Source organism: uncultured Roseovarius sp. (assembly GCF_947259555.1).
Taxonomy (GTDB): domain Bacteria; phylum Pseudomonadota; class Alphaproteobacteria; order Rhodobacterales; family Rhodobacteraceae; genus Roseovarius.
Genome location: NZ_CAMYMD010000057.1, coordinates 24153 through 43048, shown reverse-complemented (window position 1 = coordinate 43048; position 18896 = coordinate 24153). Strand labels below are relative to the sequence as shown.

Annotated in this window: 22 protein-coding genes; 15 read left to right on the top strand and 7 right to left on the bottom strand. The window is 62.4% G+C overall.

All coding sequences use genetic code 11. From position 1 onward, the window contains the following. Positions 1-20: 20 nt before the first annotated feature. From modA to Q0X85_RS09005, 11 genes are all read left to right on the top strand, one after another. Positions 21-782 (top strand): molybdate ABC transporter substrate-binding protein, encoded by a 762-nt coding sequence (gene modA / locus Q0X85_RS09055; protein WP_297771543.1) that lies wholly within the window; start codon positions 21-23, stop codon positions 780-782. Further along, positions 769-1452, top strand: a complete 684-nt coding sequence (modB, locus tag Q0X85_RS09050) for a molybdate ABC transporter permease subunit (protein WP_297771542.1) — start codon at positions 769-771, stop codon at positions 1450-1452. The genes modA and modB overlap by 14 nt, the downstream gene beginning before the upstream one ends. Continuing rightward, the gene (modC, locus tag Q0X85_RS09045) at positions 1449-2546 is read left to right on the top strand and encodes a molybdenum ABC transporter ATP-binding protein (RefSeq protein WP_297771541.1); all 1098 of its coding nucleotides are present in this window, start codon (positions 1449-1451) and stop codon (positions 2544-2546) included. The genes modB and modC overlap by 4 nt, the downstream gene beginning before the upstream one ends. Before the next feature lie 48 nt (positions 2547-2594). Then, positions 2595-2972: a fluoride efflux transporter CrcB gene (gene crcB, locus Q0X85_RS09040; protein WP_297771540.1), complete on the top strand. Its 378-nt coding sequence runs from the start codon at positions 2595-2597 to the stop codon at positions 2970-2972. Then, the gene (locus tag Q0X85_RS09035) at positions 2969-4012 is read left to right on the top strand and encodes an RluA family pseudouridine synthase (protein WP_297771539.1); all 1044 of its coding nucleotides are present in this window, start codon (positions 2969-2971) and stop codon (positions 4010-4012) included. The genes crcB and Q0X85_RS09035 overlap by 4 nt, the downstream gene beginning before the upstream one ends. Continuing rightward, positions 4009-4695: an HAD-IA family hydrolase gene (locus tag Q0X85_RS09030; RefSeq protein ID WP_297771538.1), complete on the top strand. Its 687-nt coding sequence runs from the start codon at positions 4009-4011 to the stop codon at positions 4693-4695. The genes Q0X85_RS09035 and Q0X85_RS09030 overlap by 4 nt, the downstream gene beginning before the upstream one ends. After that, the gene (locus Q0X85_RS09025; RefSeq protein ID WP_297771537.1) at positions 4688-5410 is read left to right on the top strand and encodes an ATP12 family protein; all 723 of its coding nucleotides are present in this window, start codon (positions 4688-4690) and stop codon (positions 5408-5410) included. Before Q0X85_RS09030 ends, Q0X85_RS09025 begins: the two co-directional genes overlap by 8 nt. 195 nt (positions 5411-5605) lie before the next feature. Continuing rightward, the gene (locus Q0X85_RS09020) at positions 5606-6625 is read left to right on the top strand and encodes a transporter substrate-binding domain-containing protein (RefSeq protein ID WP_297771536.1); all 1020 of its coding nucleotides are present in this window, start codon (positions 5606-5608) and stop codon (positions 6623-6625) included. 122 nt (positions 6626-6747) lie between these two features. After that, positions 6748-7962: an ABC transporter permease subunit gene (locus Q0X85_RS09015; protein ID WP_297771535.1), complete on the top strand. Its 1215-nt coding sequence runs from the start codon at positions 6748-6750 to the stop codon at positions 7960-7962. A 3-nt stretch (positions 7963-7965) separates the two neighbouring features. Beyond that, positions 7966-9255 (top strand): amino acid ABC transporter permease, encoded by a 1290-nt coding sequence (locus Q0X85_RS09010; RefSeq protein ID WP_297771534.1) that lies wholly within the window; start codon positions 7966-7968, stop codon positions 9253-9255. A 14-nt stretch (positions 9256-9269) separates the two neighbouring features. Continuing rightward, positions 9270-10037 carry an amino acid ABC transporter ATP-binding protein gene (locus Q0X85_RS09005; RefSeq protein WP_297771533.1) on the top strand — a complete coding sequence of 256 codons (768 nt, stop codon included), beginning with the start codon at positions 9270-9272 and terminating at the stop codon, positions 10035-10037. A 90-nt stretch (positions 10038-10127) separates the two neighbouring features. Here Q0X85_RS09005 and Q0X85_RS09000 read toward each other — a convergent pair whose 3' ends face one another. The 4 genes from Q0X85_RS09000 to argB all read right to left on the bottom strand — a co-directional run bounded on the left by Q0X85_RS09000 (position 10128) and on the right by argB (position 12469). Then, complete coding sequence (locus Q0X85_RS09000) at positions 10128-10370, bottom strand: hypothetical protein (protein ID WP_297771532.1); 243 nt, start codon at positions 10368-10370, stop codon at positions 10128-10130. Between the two features lie 39 nt (positions 10371-10409). After that, the gene (locus tag Q0X85_RS08995) at positions 10410-10910 is read right to left on the bottom strand and encodes a histidine phosphatase family protein (protein ID WP_297771531.1); all 501 of its coding nucleotides are present in this window, start codon (positions 10908-10910) and stop codon (positions 10410-10412) included. Next, positions 10907-11500, bottom strand: a complete 594-nt coding sequence (locus tag Q0X85_RS08990; protein ID WP_297771558.1) for a ferredoxin — start codon at positions 11498-11500, stop codon at positions 10907-10909. Before Q0X85_RS08990 ends, Q0X85_RS08995 begins: the two co-directional genes overlap by 4 nt. 105 nt (positions 11501-11605) lie before the next feature. Next, complete coding sequence (argB, locus tag Q0X85_RS08985) at positions 11606-12469, bottom strand: acetylglutamate kinase (RefSeq protein ID WP_297771530.1); 864 nt, start codon at positions 12467-12469, stop codon at positions 11606-11608. 120 nt (positions 12470-12589) lie between these two features. On the opposite strand from argB, the gene Q0X85_RS08980 reads away from it, so the two are divergent. After that, the gene (locus Q0X85_RS08980; RefSeq protein ID WP_297771529.1) at positions 12590-13321 is read left to right on the top strand and encodes an SDR family oxidoreductase; all 732 of its coding nucleotides are present in this window, start codon (positions 12590-12592) and stop codon (positions 13319-13321) included. Between the two features lie 56 nt (positions 13322-13377). On the opposite strand, the gene Q0X85_RS08975 is transcribed toward Q0X85_RS08980, so the two are convergent. Further along, positions 13378-13977: a methyltransferase domain-containing protein gene (locus Q0X85_RS08975; RefSeq protein ID WP_297771528.1), complete on the bottom strand. Its 600-nt coding sequence runs from the start codon at positions 13975-13977 to the stop codon at positions 13378-13380. Further along, the gene (locus Q0X85_RS08970) at positions 13974-14630 is read right to left on the bottom strand and encodes a class I SAM-dependent methyltransferase (protein ID WP_297771527.1); all 657 of its coding nucleotides are present in this window, start codon (positions 14628-14630) and stop codon (positions 13974-13976) included. Before Q0X85_RS08970 ends, Q0X85_RS08975 begins: the two co-directional genes overlap by 4 nt. 130 nt (positions 14631-14760) lie before the next feature. Here Q0X85_RS08970 and Q0X85_RS08965 point away from each other — a divergent pair, with 130 nt between their 5' ends. Together Q0X85_RS08965 and Q0X85_RS08960 are read left to right on the top strand one after the other, a co-directional pair. After that, positions 14761-15795 (top strand): succinylglutamate desuccinylase/aspartoacylase family protein, encoded by a 1035-nt coding sequence (locus tag Q0X85_RS08965; RefSeq protein WP_297771526.1) that lies wholly within the window; start codon positions 14761-14763, stop codon positions 15793-15795. Further along, on the top strand, positions 15792-16508 hold the full coding sequence (locus Q0X85_RS08960) for a hypothetical protein (protein WP_297771525.1): 717 nt from the start codon (positions 15792-15794) through the stop codon (positions 16506-16508). Before Q0X85_RS08965 ends, Q0X85_RS08960 begins: the two co-directional genes overlap by 4 nt. Before the next feature lie 22 nt (positions 16509-16530). On the opposite strand, the gene Q0X85_RS08955 is transcribed toward Q0X85_RS08960, so the two are convergent. Further along, positions 16531-17196 (bottom strand): DUF1028 domain-containing protein, encoded by a 666-nt coding sequence (locus tag Q0X85_RS08955; RefSeq protein WP_297771524.1) that lies wholly within the window; start codon positions 17194-17196, stop codon positions 16531-16533. A gap of 95 nt (positions 17197-17291) precedes the next feature. Here Q0X85_RS08955 and Q0X85_RS08950 point away from each other — a divergent pair, with 95 nt between their 5' ends. After that, positions 17292-18872, top strand: coding sequence for an ABC transporter substrate-binding protein (locus Q0X85_RS08950; RefSeq protein WP_297771523.1), 1581 nt, complete (start codon positions 17292-17294; stop codon positions 18870-18872). Positions 18873-18896: the final 24 nt, after the last annotated feature.

Genomic DNA, 18896 nt, shown 5'->3' with positions numbered 1-18896 from the left:
TGTCATTTGCGAACTGTTCGATGCTCAGGCGTATGGCTGCGGCTATCCTCGCTCTGGTGCCGCATGCTGCACCAGCAGAGGAAGCGCTTGCCGCGATCGCCGCGAATTTTGCCGGGGCGGCGGAGGAGCTGGCCACGCGCTTTAATGCTGAGACAGGTCATGTCGTGACGCTGACCACCGGCTCCACGGGCAAGCTCTATGCGCAGATCGCGGCGGGGGCACCGTTTGATCTCATGTTATCTGCCGACGCGGCCACCCCGGCGCGGCTGATTGAAGGCGGGCTCGCGGTCGAGGGCAGTGGGTTTGCATACGCGACCGGGCGTCTTGTGCTCTGGAGCGCTGCGCCGGGACGTGTCGGAGGGGACGGCGCCGCTGCCCTTCGCGATCCGGGGCTGAGACATCTGGCGATCGCCAATCCCAAGCTTGCGCCGTATGGCAAGGCGGCGCGAGAGGCGCTGAGGGGGCTGGATCTCTGGCAGGAGATGCAGCCAAAGATCGTTATGGGGCAGAATATCGGGCAGACCCACGCGATGGTGGCAAGCGGTGCGGCAGAGCTCGGCTTGGTCGCGATGTCGGCTGTGTTGCAGCCGGGCGTGCCGCAGGAGGGCAGTCATTGGGATGTGCCGCAGACACTCTATGCGCCGATCCGACAGGATGCCGTCTTATTGGCCGCAGGGCGTCAGAACGACGCAGCGGCGGCGTTTCTAGCCTATCTGCGCAGTGTGGCGGCGGCAGAGGTGATTGCGGCCTATGGGTACGGGACAGGCGATGACGGTTCCTGATCTGGGGCCATTATGGCTCACCGCGCAGCTTGCGGCTGTGGCGACGATTATCCTGTTGCTGGTCGGCACGCCGCTTGCGTGGTGGCTGGCGTGGACACAGGCCCGCGTCAAGCCGGTGATCGAGGCGGTGACGGCTCTGCCCCTCGTTCTGCCGCCCACTGTGCTTGGCTTTTATCTGCTGGTGCTGTTCAGCCCTGATGCAGCGTTGGGCGGTCTCTGGCTCGATATCACCGGATCGACCCTGACATTTTCTTTCACCGGTCTGGTCCTGGCCTCTGTCCTTTATTCCCTGCCGTTCATGGTGCAGCCCTTGCAGGCCGCGTTCGAGGCGGTGGGTCGCGGTCCGATGGAGGCCGCAGCGAGCCTGCGCGCCGGGCCTTTCGACGCGTTCATCAGTGTGGCCTCGCCGATGGCGTTGCGCGGTTACCTGACTGCGGTTGTTCTGACCTTCGCGCACACCGTAGGAGAGTTTGGCGTCGTGTTGATGGTCGGGGGGAATATTCCGGGCCGAACGCGGATGATTTCGATACAGATTTACGAACACGTTGAAACCATCGACTATGCCGCCGCGCATACGCTATCGGCGATTCTGCTCGTGTTCTCGTTTTTGGTGCTGCTGGCGGTCTATGTGATCAACCGTCGCTTCCCGATCCACGCGGGGCTGCGATGACCGGTCTTGCGGTTGATATCCGGGTGGAGTTTCCCGGCTTTACGCTGGCTGTTGCGCACCGTTTCGAGGGGCAGGGACTGACCGCGCTCTTTGGCCCCTCGGGATGTGGCAAATCCACGTTGCTGCGTGTCATCGCCGGGTTCGAGAAGCGGGCTCGCGGAGACCTGTCATTTGGTGGCGAAGTTTGGCTGCGGGGGCGTCGTTCGGTGGCGCCCCACCAGCGCGGGGTCGGATATGTATTTCAGGACACCCGGCTTTTCCCGCATCTGACGGTGCAGGGCAATCTGGATTATGCGCATCGGCGCGCGCGGCATCTGCCCGCGCGATACGCGTTTGACGATGTCGCGGATGCGCTCGATCTCGGTCCGCTCTTCGAGCGTGATGCAGCAACACTGTCTGGTGGTGAACGGCAGAGGGTTGCGATGGGTCGGGCGTTGCTGGCCCGTCCGCGGCTTTTGCTCATGGACGAGCCGTTGGCCGCCCTCGACACGCGGCGCAAGGCCGAGATCCTGCCCTATATCGGGCGTCTGTCCGCGGCATTTGCGGTGCCGGTGATTTACGTGACCCATGCCCTCGAAGAGGTAACGCAACTGGCCGACCGCATTGTCGCGCTGGAGGCCGGAGCCGTGGCGGCGGCAGGGGGTGTCGCCGAGACGCTTGAGCGGCTTGATCTGGCTGGCGTTCAAGGCCGGTTCGAGGCGGGGGCGGTCCTCGCGGGGCGTGTTGCGACGCAGGATGAGGCGATGCACCTAACGCGGATAGATCTCGGGTCCGGGCTGGCTCTGGACGTGCCCGAGGTGCGCCTGAACATCGGTGAGCCTGTGCGCCTGAGGGTGCGGGCACGCGACGTGGCACTGGCGCGGGAGAGGCCCGTGGGGATCAGCATCCGCAACATGCTTGAGGCACGTGTGCTTCGTGTGGAGGTGGAGGAAAATACTGCCTATGCCGAGGTCTTGCTGGCCTTGGGCGAACAGCACTTGCGTGCGCGTGTGACCCGTGCGGCGCTGCGGGACCTCGATGTGCAACCCGGTCAGACATTGGTGGCGCTGATCAAGGCGGCGGCCTTTGATCGTCAGGCGCTGCCGCGCGCGTAGCCCGCGCCGCGCTTGACAATTGCCGGGGCGCGCGCGACAGACGCGGGCATGATGACAGGTTTCATACAAGTGGCTATAGGCGGCGCAATCGGCTCATGTCTGCGCTATGGCGTGGGGCTGCTCGCGCTGCGCGCGGGCGGGTCGGGTTTTCCTGTGGGGGTTCTCGGGGTCAACATCCTCGGGTCGTTCCTGATGGGGATGGCCGCCGTGGTACTCATGCAGCGCGGGCTCGGGCATCTCGGCCCGTTTCTGATGACCGGGGTCTTGGGGGGCTTTACAACGTTCTCGGCCTTTTCGCTGGAGGCATTCAGCCTTTGGGATGACGGACAAGCCGGCGCGGCTGCGGCGTATGTGGGCCTTTCCGTGGTGGCGTCCATCGCCGCGCTGACCCTTGGTGTCTGGCTGGCGCGGGGGGCCTTGGCATGAGTGGTGTGCAGAACCGCACCGTAGGGCCAGATGATGGCGATCAACGGCTTGACCGGTGGTTGCGCCGCCTGTTTCCCCATGTCGGCCAAGTGCAGATCGAAAAGATGTGCCGCAAGGGCGAAGTCCGTGTCGATGGCGGGCGGGTCAAGCCCGCGACCCGTCTCGACGTGGGGCAGGTCGTGCGCATCCCGCCGCTGCCGGATCGGGATGAACGGCCGAGCGGCGCGGCGGCGCGGATCACACCGGCCGATGCCAAGATGATCCAGTCCTGTGTGATCTACCGCGACGATCATGTCATTGCGCTCAACAAGCCGCCGGGTCTGCCGGTGCAGGGCGGCTCCAAGCTGACGCGGCATGTGGACGGGCTGGCCGAGGCGCTTCGCTTTGGAGCAGAGGACAAGCCAAGGCTTGTGCATCGGCTCGACAAGGATACCTCGGGTGTTCTTTTGCTCGCGCGGACACGGGAGGCAGCGAAGGGCCTGACCGCCGCATTCCGGCATCGCAACACCCGCAAGATTTACTGGGCCGCGGTCGCCGGGGTGCCCACGCCGCGCATGGGCACAATCCGATACGGGCTGGTCAAGGCGCCGGGACACGGGGCCAAGGGTGAGGGCGAAAAGATGCTTTGCGTGCATCCGCGTGAGGTGGACGCGACACCGGGTGCCAAGCCTGCGACCAGCGACTATGCGGTGATCGAGGCTGCGGGCGGGCGTACGGCTTGGATGGCCCTCATTCCGGTCACTGGCCGCACGCACCAACTGCGCGCACACATGGCCGAAATCGGTCATCCCATCGTGGGAGACGGAAAATACGGTGGCTCCGGTCAGGAGAATCTGGGTGACGGCTGGGGCGCGCAGCTTGGTGGGGATGTCAGCCGCAAGCTGCATCTGCACGCCCGCTCGCTCAAGATCGAGCATCCGGTGACGCGCGCCATCTTGCATATCACCGCTCCGTTACCAGACCACATGGCGCGCACCTGGGATCTGTTTCAATGGGTGCCGTCCGAGGCTCCGGAGGACCCGCTCGAGGATATGGCATGAGCCGGCCCTTGCGTTTGGTGATCTTCGATGTCGACGGAACTTTGGTTGACAGTCAGGGCGATATCCTCGCGGCGATGCGTGCCGGGTTTGACCGCGCGGGAGAGCCCGCGCCGGAGCGCGAGGCGATTTTGGGGATCGTGGGTCTTTCGCTCGATGTGGCCGTTGCCCGGCTCGCCCCGGACCTGCCCGGCGAGATGCACGGGCGCATCGTCGGATGGTACAAAGAGGCGTATATGGGTTTGCGCGCGGACTCGGGCGTGGCGCAATCGTCGCCGCTTTATCCGCATGCGCTCGACACGCTCCGCGCGCTTCATGCCGTGCCCGAGACATTGCTGGGCGTGGCCACCGGGAAATCGGCACGCGGGCTCGACAAGCTGCTGGACGGGCATGATCTCAGATCTTATTTCGTGACCCGGCAGGTCGCGGACCATCATCCCTCCAAGCCGCACCCTTCGATGCTGCGGGCGGCCTTGGCGGAAACGGGCATCGCTCCTGCAAATGCGGTGATGGTGGGGGATACGAGCTTTGACATGGAGATGGCGCAGGCGGCGGGCATCGCGGGTATCGGTGTGTCCTGGGGGTATCACAGGCCCGAGGCGCTGAGCGCCGCGCGCGAGATCGTGCAGGATTTCCGGGCGCTGCCCAACGCGCTGGAGCGGATATGGGAGAACGCCCATGAGTGAATGGAAAGCAAAGCGCTTCTGGACAGAGGCGACTGTCGTCGAAGACGCGGGCGGTTATGGCGTTCGGCTCGACGGGCGGTCGGTGCGTACTCCGGCCAAGGCGGCCCTTGTTGTTCCGACACGACCACTGGCAGAGGAAATTGCCGCCGAATGGGACGCGCAGGAAGGTCGTATAGATCCCAACAGCATGCCCTTTACCCGGTCGGCAAACGCAGCCATCGACAAGGTTTCGCGCCAACGGACCGAGGTGGCCGGGATGATCGCGGATTACGGCGATGCCGACCTGGTCTGTTATCGTGCCTTAAGCCCGGTCGAATTGGTCGCACGGCAATCCGAGGCTTGGGATCCTTTGCTTGACTGGGCCGAATCGGTCCTGTCTGCGAGGTTGCATCCCGTGGAAGGGCTCGTGCACATACCGCAGGATGAAAAGGCGCTCCGCCGCCTTCGTTCACACGTGGACACGCTGGATATATGGGCGCTTACCGCCTTTCATGACCTCGTGAGCCTTAGCGGCTCGCTCGTGATTGGCTTTGCCGCGATACATGATCTGCACCCCGTCGAGACATTGTGGCACCTGTCCCGGATTGATGAAACCTGGCAGGAAGAGCAATGGGGTAAGGACGACGAGGCTGCCGAGTTGGCGGACCGCAAGGCATCGGACTTCCGTCACGCAAAACGGTTTCACGATATTTCGCGCAGTGTTCGTGCGGCATGATGCAGATGCGGCTAACGCTGCGGCAAGTCCCGGTTTTGCATTGGATTTCGTGAACAAAGACTTGACGTTTTGTGATGAATCCAACCAAACTCGCTGACACTGAAAGGGGTCAACGCCCCTGAACCAGTATCAGAGTGGGTCCGTAGGCCCGACAGAACCGCCCTCTGAAGGGTGGACAATCAGGAAGAGGTTAACATGAACAAAACCGTATTTTTGGGCGCGCTGACGGTGGCCGGCCTTGCGGCTGGCGCATCTGCGGCGGCCACGTTGGATGACGTGAAGGCCCGCGGCACGCTGAACTGCGGCGTGACGACCGGCCTCGTGGGCTTTGCCGCTCCCGATGCGAACGGTGTTTGGGAAGGCTTTGACGTGGCTGTGTGCCGCGCCGTCGCCGCCGCCGTTCTGGGTGATGCGAACGCCGTTGAATTCGTGCCGACTACCGGCAAGACCCGCTTCACCGCGCTTGCCTCGGGTGAGATCGACATGCTGGCGCGCAACACCACATGGACGTTCTCGCGTGACACCGACCTCAAGTTCGAATTCGTCGGCGTCAACTACTACGACGGTCAGGGCTTCATGGTGCCCAAGGCGCTTGGCGTGAGCTCGGCCAAGGAACTCGACGGGGCGACCGTCTGCATCCAGACCGGTACCACGACCGAGCTGAACCTCGCGGATTTCTTCCGCAAGAACAACATCAGCTACGAGCCGGTTCCGGTCGAGACCAACGCTGAAGGCCAGCAACAGTATCTGGCCGGTGCGTGTGATGCCTACACCACTGACGCGTCCGGCCTCGCGGCGACACGTGCCGCGTTCGAGAACCCGACCGAGCACGTGATCCTGCCCGAGATCATTTCCAAAGAGCCGCTTGGCCCGCTTGTGCGGCATGGCGACAACGACTGGGGTGATATCGTGCGCTGGACGCTCAATGCTCTGATTGCGTCGGAAGAGCTGGGCGTCACGAGTGCCAATGTCGAGGAAATGGCGTCTGAGCCGACCAACAGCCCCGAGATCAACCGTCTGCTCGGCACCGAGGGGAACCTCGGCGAGATGATCGGCCTTGACGCTGACTGGGCCAAGCGCGCCATTGCAGTGGGTGGCAACTATGGCGAACTGTTCGAGAAGAACATCGGTGAGAAAACCCCGATCGGCCTCGCGCGCGGCCTGAACGCGCAGTGGACCGACGGTGGCATCCTCTACTCGCCGCCCTTCCGCTAAGACCAGAACTGACAAAGGGCGCGGCATACACCGCGCCCTTTTTCAACTGACGACCACTGAAAAAATCGGCCCACGGCAGGTTTGTCGATAAAAATCCGGGTCGAAAAACAGGGAAATCCCAGATGACAACGGCAACCGACCCTCCAAAGGCGTCGTTCCAGCTGTCGCAGCTGATATACGACACGCGGTATCGCTCTTATACCTTTCAGTTCATTGCACTTGTGCTGTTGATGCTGCTTATTGGCTATCTTGGCGCAAACCTTGTCACGAACCTCGCGGAGCAGGGGCAGAACATCGCCTTTGGCTTTCTGGCAGAGCCGGCGGGCTATGACATCAACCAGCGCCCGATAGAATACGACAGCCAGTCCAGCCATCTTCGCGCCTCGTTTGTCGGGGTCCTGAATACGTTGATCGTGGCCGTCTTGGGATGTCTGACTGCGACCCTCTTCGGCGTCACCGCGGGCATCCTGCGGCTCTCGCCCAACTGGCTGGTACGCAAGCTGATGGCCGGCTATGTCGAGGCGTTCCGCAACGTGCCGGTGCTGATCTGGATCCTGATCATCTTCACCATCATGACGGCGGTCCTCCCGGCACCGAGTGCCTTTCGCGGCGACAACCCGGATTCAAGCATGCTCTTCGGGGCGTTTGCCTTTACCAACCGCGGAATATACATTCCGGCGCCGATCTGGGGCGGGGGATCAATTGTAGTCGTTCTGACCTTTCTCGCGTCCATCGCCGGGGTCTTCTATTATCGGCGTTATGCCACCAAGCTGCTATACGACACGGGCAAGCTCCTGCCGATGGGGTGGCCTTCGCTGGTCATTTTCTTCGTGCCGACGATCCTGATCTATTTCATCATGGGCCAGCCGATCAGCCTTGATTATCCTGCGTTGAAGGGCTTCAACTTCGGGGGCGGGATTCACATTCGCGGCTCTCTGATTGCGCTTTGGTTTGCTCTGGCGATCTACACCGGGGCCTTCATCGCCGAGAACGTTCGGGCGGGTATTCAGGCCGTCAGCAAGGGCCAGACCGAGGCCGCGGCCTCGCTCGGGCTGCGCCCGCGCCGGATCATGAACCTTGTGATCCTGCCGCAGGCGCTGCGGGTGATCATCCCGCCGCTGATCTCGCAATACCTCAACCTCACCAAGAACTCGTCGCTGGCCATTGCCGTGGGCTACATGGATGTGACCGGCACGCTTGGCGGTATCACCCTCAACCAGACCGGACGTGCGATCGAATGCGTCCTTCTGCTCATGCTGTTCTATCTGGCGATCAGCCTCGCGATCTCGGCGGTGATGAACGTTTACAACAACGCCATCAAGCTGAAGGAGCGGTGAGCCATGGCCCAGGAACACTTTGCTTTCGTTCGTAGCCATATGCTTCCCGAAGCGCCGCCCCCCGCGGCGGAACGGGGCGCGATCAAATGGCTGCGTGAAAACCTCTTTTCTTCGGCGGCCAACTCGCTGCTGACGGTCGTATCGCTCTATGTCGTCATTCAAATCGTGATCTCGGCGGCGCCATGGTTTCTCAACGGGGTCTGGGACAGCCCCAGCCTGACCGCCTGCCGCGACATTCTCGACGGCAACATGGGCGGTTGCTTCGCAGTGCTGACGGAACGCTGGAACCAGCTTCTCTTCGGGTTCAAATACCCCTCTGAACTCTATTGGCGGCCGGGGCTGGCCTTTATTCTGCTCTTCGTGGCCGGCGCGCCGCTGCTGTTCTACAAGCTGTTCCCGAGCAAGATGCTGATCTTCACCGGGCTTTACCCCTTCATTGCTTATTGGCTGATCTGGGGCGGGTCGATCCTGGTGCCGGTCTTTGCCCTTCTGGGGGTGCTGCTCGGCGTCTATGTCTACAAGCGCACGGTGGCTGCCAGCGCGGGCATGGCGGTGATTGCGGGCTTTGTGGCGGCGCTGATCTTCTGGATCCTGTCGGGTTTCATCACCGCACCCATGGAGAATGTCCTCGCCATCGAAGCAGTTCCTTCCCGCGACATGGGCGGCTTCATGATAAACCTGATGCTGGGTGTGGTCTGTGTGTCGCTCTCGGTGCCCTTCGGTATCGTGCTGGCGCTCGGGCGGCAATCGAGCATGCCGATCATCAAGTGGATCTGCGTGGTCTTTATCGAGTTCATTCGCGGCGTGCCGCTGATCACGCTGCTGTTCGTCGCCAATGTGGTGCTGGCGTATTTCCTGCCGCCGGGCACAAGCTTTGACCTGATCCTGCGAGTGATCATCATGATCACAATGTTCGCCTCGGCCTATATCGCCGAAGTGATCCGGGGCGGTCTCGCCGCCCTGCCGCGCGGACAGTATGAAGCGGCGGACAGTCTGGGCCTCGACTATGCGCAGGCGATGCAGCTGATTATCCTGCCGCAGGCGCTCAAGATCTCGATCCCGGGCATCGTCAACGTCGCCGTGGGCCTCTTCAAGGACACCACGCTGGTGTCGGTGATCTCGATGTTCGACATCGTCGGCATGATCCGAGGCCCGATCCTCGCCTCGGCGGAATGGAACGGCGTCTACTGGGAGCTGTTTGGCTTCGCGGCGCTTTTGTTCTTCGTCACCTGCTACGGCATTTCGCAATATTCCCAGTGGCTGGAGCGTCAGCTTCAGACCGATCATCGGTAAGGAGGGTCATCATCATGGCCGCAGAAACACAGCTCAAGGTCTCGGACGAGGTCGCCGTCGAGATCACCAAGATGAACAAGTGGTTTGGCGCGTTCCACGTGCTGCGCGATATCGACTTGACCGTCTATCAGGGCGAACGGATCGTGATCGCCGGGCCTTCGGGCTCGGGCAAGTCGACGCTCATCCGCTGCATCAATGCGCTGGAAGAGCATCAGAAAGGCTCGATCTCGGTGGATGGCACGGTGCTGTCCAGTGATGTCAAGAATATCGACAAGGTTCGGTCGGAGGTTGGCATGGTGTTCCAGCACTTCAATCTCTTTCCGCATCTGACGATCCTGGAGAACTGTACTTTGGCCCCGATCTGGGTGCGCAAGACGCCCAAGCGCGAGGCCGAGGAGATCGCCATGCATTTCCTCGAAAAGGTCAAGATCCCCGAACAGGCCGACAAGTATCCCGGAATGCTCTCGGGCGGTCAGCAACAGCGCGTGGCGATTGCCCGCTCGCTGTGCATGAAGCCTCGGATCATGCTCTTTGACGAGCCGACATCGGCGCTTGACCCCGAGATGATCTCGGAGGTGCTCGACACCATGATCGAGCTGGCCGAGGAAGGCATGACCATGCTCTGCGTCACCCACGAGATGGGGTTTGCCCGCAAGGTCGCGAACCGGGTGATCTTCATGGACCAGGGCCAGATCGTCGAGCAGAACGAGCCCGAGGAGTTCTTCAACAACCCGCAGAGCGAGCGGACCAAGCTGTTCCTCAGCCAGATCCTCGGGCACTGAGCCAGAGATACGAACAGATCAAAAAAGAGGGCCGGAGCCAAAACTCCGGCCCTTTCGGGTCAAAAAACGCAAAAATACGTTGGTCGTGGATCAATAGAACCCAAGCTTTTCGTATTTCGTGACCAGTTTCAGGTAATTCTTGCGACCACCGGGGCCTTTTTCGACCAAGCCCCATTTACCGTCTTTGTTTTTGCCGCGCACGGTACATCCGGCAGAGACGCATTTAATGTGCAATTTCATTCCGTCAGAGCGTGTATGACGGCTTTCGCCAGCGCTTGCTGCTGTGGCCAGGGCAAATACGCCCACGGCCGAAAGAAGCATGATCCGTTTCAATGCTGATCTCCATATATATACGTTTACATTCAAAAAATATCATGGATGCTGGACCAATTCACGGGGAATTGTGAAATCAACGGGATGGGCGCTAGAATAGCAAATATCCGACCATTGAGATTGCGGAAACTCTGCAATCAAAGTCGCACAGGTGGGATAATCGTGAAACCGCCCATGCGCCGGCGGCACGGATACCAACCGCGCGGCAAATTCCGCAATGCCCGGATTATGTCCCAGCATCAGAACCGTTCCATGCCGCGCGCCGCGCAATGCGCCCATCATCTCCCGGGGCTCAGCATGGTACAGGCCCGGCAAATATTCGACGGGGCAGGGCAAGCGCAGCCGCTCGAACGTCGCCCGGGTCCGTTCCGAGGTTGAGGACAACGCCAGACCCGGGATAACGTTTCGTGCGCGTAGCCAGTCTCCCAGCGCTTCCGCGGATCTGCGTCCGCGTTTGTTCAACGGGCGGTCATGATCCGCCTGTCGCGGATTGTCCCAGCTCGACTTGGCATGGCGCATCAGGATCAGGCGCAGGGTCATGACGGGTGAAAACTCCTCATGTGAAAGGCCGATTGCGCCTCCACCCTGCCATAGCTCTGGCTGACCGGACAGGCGCGGCGCACGGCGCAGCCTTGCGCGCGGCAGTCATTGCCGTCACGCTCCAGATCGCCCTTGCAGGCGGGCACGTCATAGGCTCCCGGGCGCAGCGCATCCACCGGGCAGGCGGTCAGGCAGGGCTGTGTCGCGCAGGTCTCGCAAGGGCGCGAGGCCGGGGCGGGCAGGTCGAGCCGGTCGGGCAGCGCAAGTGCGCCGCGATAGGACACCATCAGCCCTGCCACGTCATGCACCAGCAACCCCACCGGCGAGGGCCAGGCCTGCCCGCTGCGCCGTGCCCAATCGGTGAAGGGCTGCCACGGCGGGCCGCCGAAGGGAAAGAGCGCCATCGCCCCGAGATCCTCGGCAAGCGCGGTAATGATGCGGGTTGACCAGCGATCCATCGGGTCGGGCGTGCCGTCGCGATACTCGGGCGTCTGCGTGAAGGCCGTCCAGAAGCCCGGCTCCGACGGCCCCAAAAGCACCAATGTCGCATGCCCCGGCACCTCGCCCGCCCCCAGATGCAGCGCGCCCATCACCGCGAGGTGATGCGGGGCGGCGTGGCGGGTGATTTGGGTCGGGATCATGTCGGTATCCTAGCGGTGCTTCTGAACCTAACGCGTGCCGCCACTCTCACAAGGTCACGTGGCTCGGATAAGCGAGCCCGCCCCGTGCTCTGTATAAAGCTCCAGCAGCGTCGCGTTGGGCGCGCGACCGTCGAGGATGACCACCGCCCGCACGCCACCCTCGATCGCGGCCAGCGCGGTCTCTGTCTTGGGGATCATGCCGCCCGCGATGATGCCGTCGCGGGTCATCTGGCGGATCTGATCGGCGCTGAGTTCGGTGACCACCTGACCCGAGGCATCGCGGACCCCGTCGATATCCGTCAGCAAGAGAAGCCGGTCGGCCTTGAGCGCGGCGGCCACGGCGCCTGCGGCAGTGTCACCGTTGATGTTGAAGGTCTCGCCATTGCGCCCGGCACCGAGCGGCGCGATTACCGGGATTGTGTCGGCGTCAAAGAGCGTGTGCAGGATCGCCGGGTTGATCTCGGACGGCTCGCCCACAAGGCCCAGATCGGGGCTGGACGGCGTGCATGTGATGAGCCCCGCATCCTTGCCCGACAGGCCCACGGCGCGCCCGCCCTGACCGTTGATTGCCTGAACGATACGTTTGTTGACGCGGCCCGAGAGGACCATCTCGACAACATCCATCGTCGCTGCATCCGTGACCCGTTTGCCATTGACGAAATTGGACTTGATCGCCAGCTTTTCCAGCATCTCGTTGATCATCGGACCACCGCCGTGGACGATCACCGGGTTGACGCCCACCTGCTGCATCAGCACCACGTCGCGGGCAAAGGTCTCCATCGCCTCGTCGCTGCCCATGGCGTGGCCGCCCAGCTTGATCACGACGATCGCGCCGGTATAGCGTTGCAGATAGGGCAGCGCCTCGGAGAGGGTGCGGGCGGTGGCGATCCAGTCGCGATTCATGTCTCTGGCCTTCATCCTTGTCTCCGACGTGCGCATGATCGCCTTGTTAGCCGTTGTCCCGTGTCCTGCCAAGGGCCGTTGCATGCGCGCGCTGCTGCGCTACGGTCAGTACGAGGCCACAGGAAAGGGCACGGGATGACGGAACAGCGGACATTACTTCTGACCGGGGCGAGCCGGGGGATCGGTCACGCCACGGTGCAGCGGTTCAACGCGGCGGGCTGGCGGGTCATCACCTGCTCGCGGCATCCCTTTCCCGCCGAATGCCCCTGGGGTGGTGGCGAAGACAACCATATCCAGATCGACCTTGCCGATCCCAAGGACGTGATCGAGAAGGTCGAGGAGATCCGTGCGCGCCTGAACGGACGGCTTGATGCGCTGGTCAACAATGCGGGCATCTCACCCAAAGGGCCCGAGGGCGAGCGGCTTGATACGATCAGCACCGACCTGCGCACATGGGGCCATGTGTTTCACGTCAATTTCTTTGCCCCCGTCGTGCTGGCGCGCAGCCTGAAGAACGAGTTGGCGGCGGCCAAAGGGGCAGTCGTGAACGTGACCTCTATCGCGGGGGCCCGGGTGCATCCCTTCGCGGGTGCCGCCTATGCCACCTCCAAGGCGGCGCTGGCCGCTCTGACCCGCGAGATGGCGCATGATTTCGGGCCTCTGGGGGTGCGCGTCAACGCTATTGCGCCGGGCGAGATCCGCACCGCGATCCTGTCGCCCGGCACCGAGGATCTGGCCGACCGCCTGCCGATGCGCCGCCTTGGCGAGCCGCAGGAGGTGGCCGATACGGTCTATTTCCTCTGCACCGAAGGCTCAACCTACATCTCCGGCACCGAGATCGAGATCAACGGCGCGCAGCACGTCTAGGGCGTGCAGATGGTCAGGCTTGTCCGGACATGCGCGCGGATTCCTGTTTGATTAAATCAGGCACGCTGGAATGCGGCCATCTGGCTGGCCCCGCCAAGCACGGGATGCACGCCCGCGATATCGTGGCGGCTCACGTTGTAGCCACTGCGCGACGCCACGCCATCCGCCCAAGCAGAAAATCGCGCCCGCCCCCATTCGAAATGGTGGCCGGGGTGGCGAAACCGGTGTGCAGGCACGCCGAGGACTGGATTGTAATCGGCGTTGGGTGTGGTGACGATAACGTGTCGGGGCCGCATGTCATGAAATATCGCGCGTTCCAGCCGATTGATGTCGGCCAGCGGCAGATGTTCGATGGTCTCGACGAGACAGGCGCAGTCGTAATGGCGCAGATTGGGGTGCCCCACGGTCATCGATGCATGGGCGATCTGGATCTTGGCCTGCGCCTCGGGCGGCAAGCTTTGGAGTCGTGCTCTGAGGTCGCGCAGCGCCTCAAGATCAATATCCAGCCCGGTCAATCGGGAGATTTGCGGCACGTTGGCGAGGCTCAGGATCAGATCGCCTGCGCCACAGCCGAGGTCCAGCACGGTGCGCGCACCGGTGTCGATCACGGCTTGAACGACTGTCTCTAACCGGGCCTTGTGCAGTGCGGTGGTCATGCAAGTGGCATCCGCAACAGCGCTACGTCCTTGTGCGGGATGGTGCAGGACCAGCCGCGCAATTGCGCGATATGCTCGAAGGTCTGAGCCCGGTAGAACACCACATGCGTCGGATCCTGACGATAGTGCCAATGTTCAAAGCGCGCATCGTCGGTCTGAAAGCAGGTCATCACTGCAAGCCACCCGCCGGGATGGAGCAGCCCCGCGAGGCGGTCGAATTCGGCAGCGGGATGGTGAAAGTGTTCGGCAACCTCGGTGCAGGTGACAAAATCGTACCGCTCGGAGAGAGCGGCGGGATCGGGTTGGAAAATGGGATCGTAGAGCGACATCTCGTGCCCGGCCTCGCGCAGCATCGCGGCGAGGGCCGGCCCGGGTCCGCAGCCGTAGTCGAGACCCCGGGCCGGCACAGGCACTCTTGCCAGCAGCGGGTCCGACAGCTTGGCCAGGAATCGCCGATAGCCGATGTCTTGGATGCTGTTCTGATGGAGCCGGTATGTGGCGCGCTCTGTCGCGGCATCGGGCAAATGCGCGGCTACGAGGCCACGCGCCTCGCATTGCTCGCAACGCCAATAGTCTTTGCCGCCCAGATGCATGAACGGCAAACAATCCGGTCCCCGGCAAACCGGGCATGTGTCAGGTGTCGTGAAAGACATGGCGCAGCAGTGGCATGACCGTTCGCAAAAGGCCAGATGCCGCGCAGGTCGCGCCCCCGTGGGGCCGTTGGCATGGACAGCCCTGCTTGAATTGCCTAAGCCTCATGGCGGAACCAAGCGAGAGGATGGCATGGCGCGGCGTAAACCCTTCGAGATCGGCAACACATCGGTGAAGCCTGGAACGCGCGAGCGGGTCGATATCCCTGTCAGCACGTTGTCCAATCACACGCCGGTCAATCTCTCTGTCGAAGTGGTGCACGGGCGGCGCGCCGGGCCGGTCATGTTCGTGTCGGCGGCGATCCACGGGGACGAGGTGATCGGCGTCGAGATTGTACGCCGATTGCTGCGGGCGGCCTCGTTGAACAAGATTGCGGGAACGTTGCTGGCCGTGCCGATCGTGAATACGTTCGGGTTTCTTAACCATTCTCGCTATTTGCCTGACCGGCGCGATCTCAACCGGGTGTTTCCGGGCCTGTCCGAAGGCTCGATGGCCTCGCAACTTGCGCATATCTTCATGGAGCAGGTTGTCGCGCGGTCGGATGTCGGGATCGACCTGCATTCGGCCGCCATTCATCGGAGCAATCTGCCGCAGATCCGGCTGACGCCTGGCAATGCACGGCTCGAAGAGCTGGGCCGGGCCTTTGGCGCGCCGGTGATGATGGAATCGAAGCTGCGCGAGGGCTCTCTGCGCATGGCGGCGGAAGAGGTGGGTGTCGACGTGTTGCTCTATGAAGGCGGAGAGGGGCTCCGGTTTGACGAATTCGCAGCGCGCGCGGGGGCAAGCGGCATTCTGCGGGTCATGCGCCATCTTGGCATGATCGGGGCCAAGGGCGTGCCCAAGGCGCGCGCCGTGCCGATGCGCGCCGCCCGTTCAACATGGTATCGCGCGCCGCGCGGCGGGCTGTTTCGCGGCTATCTGGCTGTGGGCGATGCCGTGCAACCGGGAACGGTCATGGGGGCAGTGGCCAATGCCTTTGGCGATATCGAAAGCGAGGTTCAGGCCGAGGAGAGCGGCATCATCATCGGGCGGACCAACATGCCTGTCGTCTATGAGGGCGACGCACTGTTTCACGTGGCCGAGACACCGCGCGCCGAGGCGGCGGCAGAGGGTATCAGCGCGCATCTGGACGCGGCTCCGCTCTACGACGAGGACGAGATCATATGAGCGCGGCGGCGCGCCGGACCATAGATATCAACGATCTGGCTTTTGGTGTGATCCGTGCGCGCATGCGGCTGCATTTCGCTTTGACGCCCAAGGGCGACAGAAGGGCTATCAAGTATTTCGTGATAGGCCATCCGCGGAATGGCACGACAAGTCTGCATAAACTGTTCGAGGCCAATGGGATCAGCAGCTTTCATGATTCCCGTGACTGGCCGACCGGTAAACACGATGCGTTCTCGGATTTCGGGCAGGTCCGCCCTGTGGCGGCCTATGACCGGACTTATCCCAATGCGCGCTTCATCCTGAATTTTCGCCCGCTGCGACATTATCTAAACAGCATCGCAACGCATCATCAAAAGGTGTTCAGCGTGCAGAACTTCATCAACGAGGCGTATCGGAGAGCGGATTATTTCGCGTGGGTGCTTGAGTATTTTCGCGGTAGGGATGACTTCATGGCGGTGAATATCGAAGCCACGGGCGCCCTTGCGGCGGTGGCGGAGTTCTGCGGTTTCGCGGTGGCGGATTTGCCGGGCGGTTCGGTGCATAACGTGTCGAACCGGCCAAAGCTGGCGCAGAACGCCGAGAATATAGAACAGGCGCTCGACGTTCTTGGTCTGGTCGACGAGGCGGGGCGTGGGGTTTTGGTTTCGCGGCTACATGGCAACCGGCAGGCGGACCTTGCGGCGGCGCGTGATACGCTGCGCCATCTCGAATAGGTGTGCGCCGGGTCGTGGCGGATCAATCCAGGGTGCGATCCCTGTCGGACGAAACCGGCACCTGGCGTGCCCAGTCCGAATATGGCCCGGTTGTGGCCCGTCGCAGCAAGTCTTCGAGTGCTTTGACCGGGTCGTCCGGGTGATAGTCTATGCGCAGCGTCAATGGCGGGTGGTCGGGGTGCAACACCAACAGAGCGGCCGAAAGCAGGCCGCGATAGTCTCCACCGGCTGACCGGGCGGTGTCGAGGGCTGTGAGCAGCCGACGGCTGAAATCGCCCTGAGCGGCCTCGTAACCGTCGACCATGGCGCGCAAGACAGTCTGGTTGCTCAGCATGTTGCCCGCGACGATTCCCTGAGCGAATGACAGATGCCCCTTTGAATCGTCGTTCGCGGCCCCGGTATAGGCCCCCGTCGCACCGTGCAGATCGAGGGCCGACACCTGCCTGTGAGCGTGGCCCTTGTCGGAGGAGGTGACACGATCCACGGCGGTCTGCGGCTCTTCGCCGTCCTGCATGAGTGACAGGACGTCTTCGCCCCAGAAGGTCGAAGGTGCCGCCCCCTGACTAGCGGACACGCCCGCCAGAACATGGCCGCGCAGGACCCAGCCTCCAACGCAAAGACTGCCGGTCGCAGCCGCGCCGCCGATGGCGCCGGTTTGGGGGTCTCGTGCAAGGATGGAGAAGGTCATGGGTTTCCTGAGTTTTTCCTTAAATTATCATGATAATTTGACGATGGCAATTTATCATGATAATTTTAGGGAATAAATCAACAGGGAGAAGCGAAATGAAACCATTGTCCTGGGTCCGCAAGGGCCTCGCGCTTGCTGCTGCCGGGGTGATTGCCGCCTCGGTCGGTTTGCCGGGCCCCGCTGCCGCGCAGACCCCGCCGGGGGTGTTGATCGTTGGGCAGATTGCCGAGCCAAAGTCGCTGGATCCGGCCGCTGTCACCGCCGTGAACGATTTCCGAATTCTGGTGAATCTCTACGAGGGGTTGACCCGCTACGCGCCCGGCACACTCGAGGTCGAGCCGTCGCTCGCGACAGATTGGACAATCAGTGAGGATGGCACGGAGTACACGTTCACCCTGCGCGAAGGCGTGCGGTTTCATGACGGCACGGCCTTCAACGCAGAGGCCGTGAAATTCAATTTCGACCGGATGCTGGACGAGTCGCATCCCTACCACGACACCGGCCCATTTCCTCTGTCCTTCTTTTTTGGCGCGGTCGAATCGACCGAGGTGGTCGATGATTTGACCGTGAAGTTCACGCTTGACGCGCCTTATGCCCCATTCCTGTCAAACCTTGCCTATCCCACAGGACTTATCGTTTCGCCCGAGGCAGTACGCACCCATGGTGCCGAGTTCGGACGAAATCCGGTGGGTACAGGGCCTTTCGTATTCGCCGAGTGGCGGTCGAACGAGGCCGTGGTCGTTGAGCGTCACGAGGGCTATTGGGGAGAGGCGGCAGGCACGCAGGCTGTCGTCTTTCGTCCGATCACCGATGCCAACACCCGCGTGGCCGAGATGCTGGCGGGTGGGATCGACCTGATGGTCGAGGTTCCGCCAACGTCCCTGGGGCAGTTCGATGGGGACGCATTCGATGTCGCCGAACAGGCCGGTCCGCATGTCTGGTTCTTGATCCTGAACGCGAAGGAGGGCCCATTTGCCGACAAGCGCGTGCGGCAGGCCGCGAATTACGCGATCAACAAGGAGGCAATCGTCAATGACGTGCTCGAAGGCACCGCCACTGTTGCCACCGGACCAACGCCGCCCGCCTTTGCCTGGGCCTATAATGAGGCGCTCGACCCGTATCCGTATGACCCGGCCAAGGCGCGTGCCCTGATCGCAGACGCTGGCGCGGAGGGGGCTGCACTCACCTTTTACGTGACCGAAGGCGGGTCCGGCATGCTCGATCCCGTGCCGATGGGAACGGCCATTCAGGCCGATCTCGAAGCGGTGGGTTTTGATGTCACCATCGAAACCTACGAGTGGAATACCTTTCTCGGTGAGGTTAACCCGGGGTTGGAGGGCAAGGCCGACATGGCAGAAATGGCGTGGATGACGAATGACCCGGACACCCTGCCGTATCTCGCTCTGCGCAGTGAGGCCTGGCCGGAGAACGGCGGATTCAACTCAGGATACTATGCCAATGAACAGGTCGATACCCTGCTTGAAGCGGCGCGGCGTGCGACCGATCAGGACGAGCGTGCACGTCTCTACCGGGAGATGCAGGCCATCGTACAAGAGGATGCGCCGTGGGTCTTTGTGGCGAACTGGAAGCAGAATGCGGTGACCAGCGACCGTGTTGATAACTTTGGCCTTGAGCCGTCGTTCCTGCTGTATCTGAAGGATGTCGTGAAAAACTGATATCCATGTTTCGGGCCGTTTGAC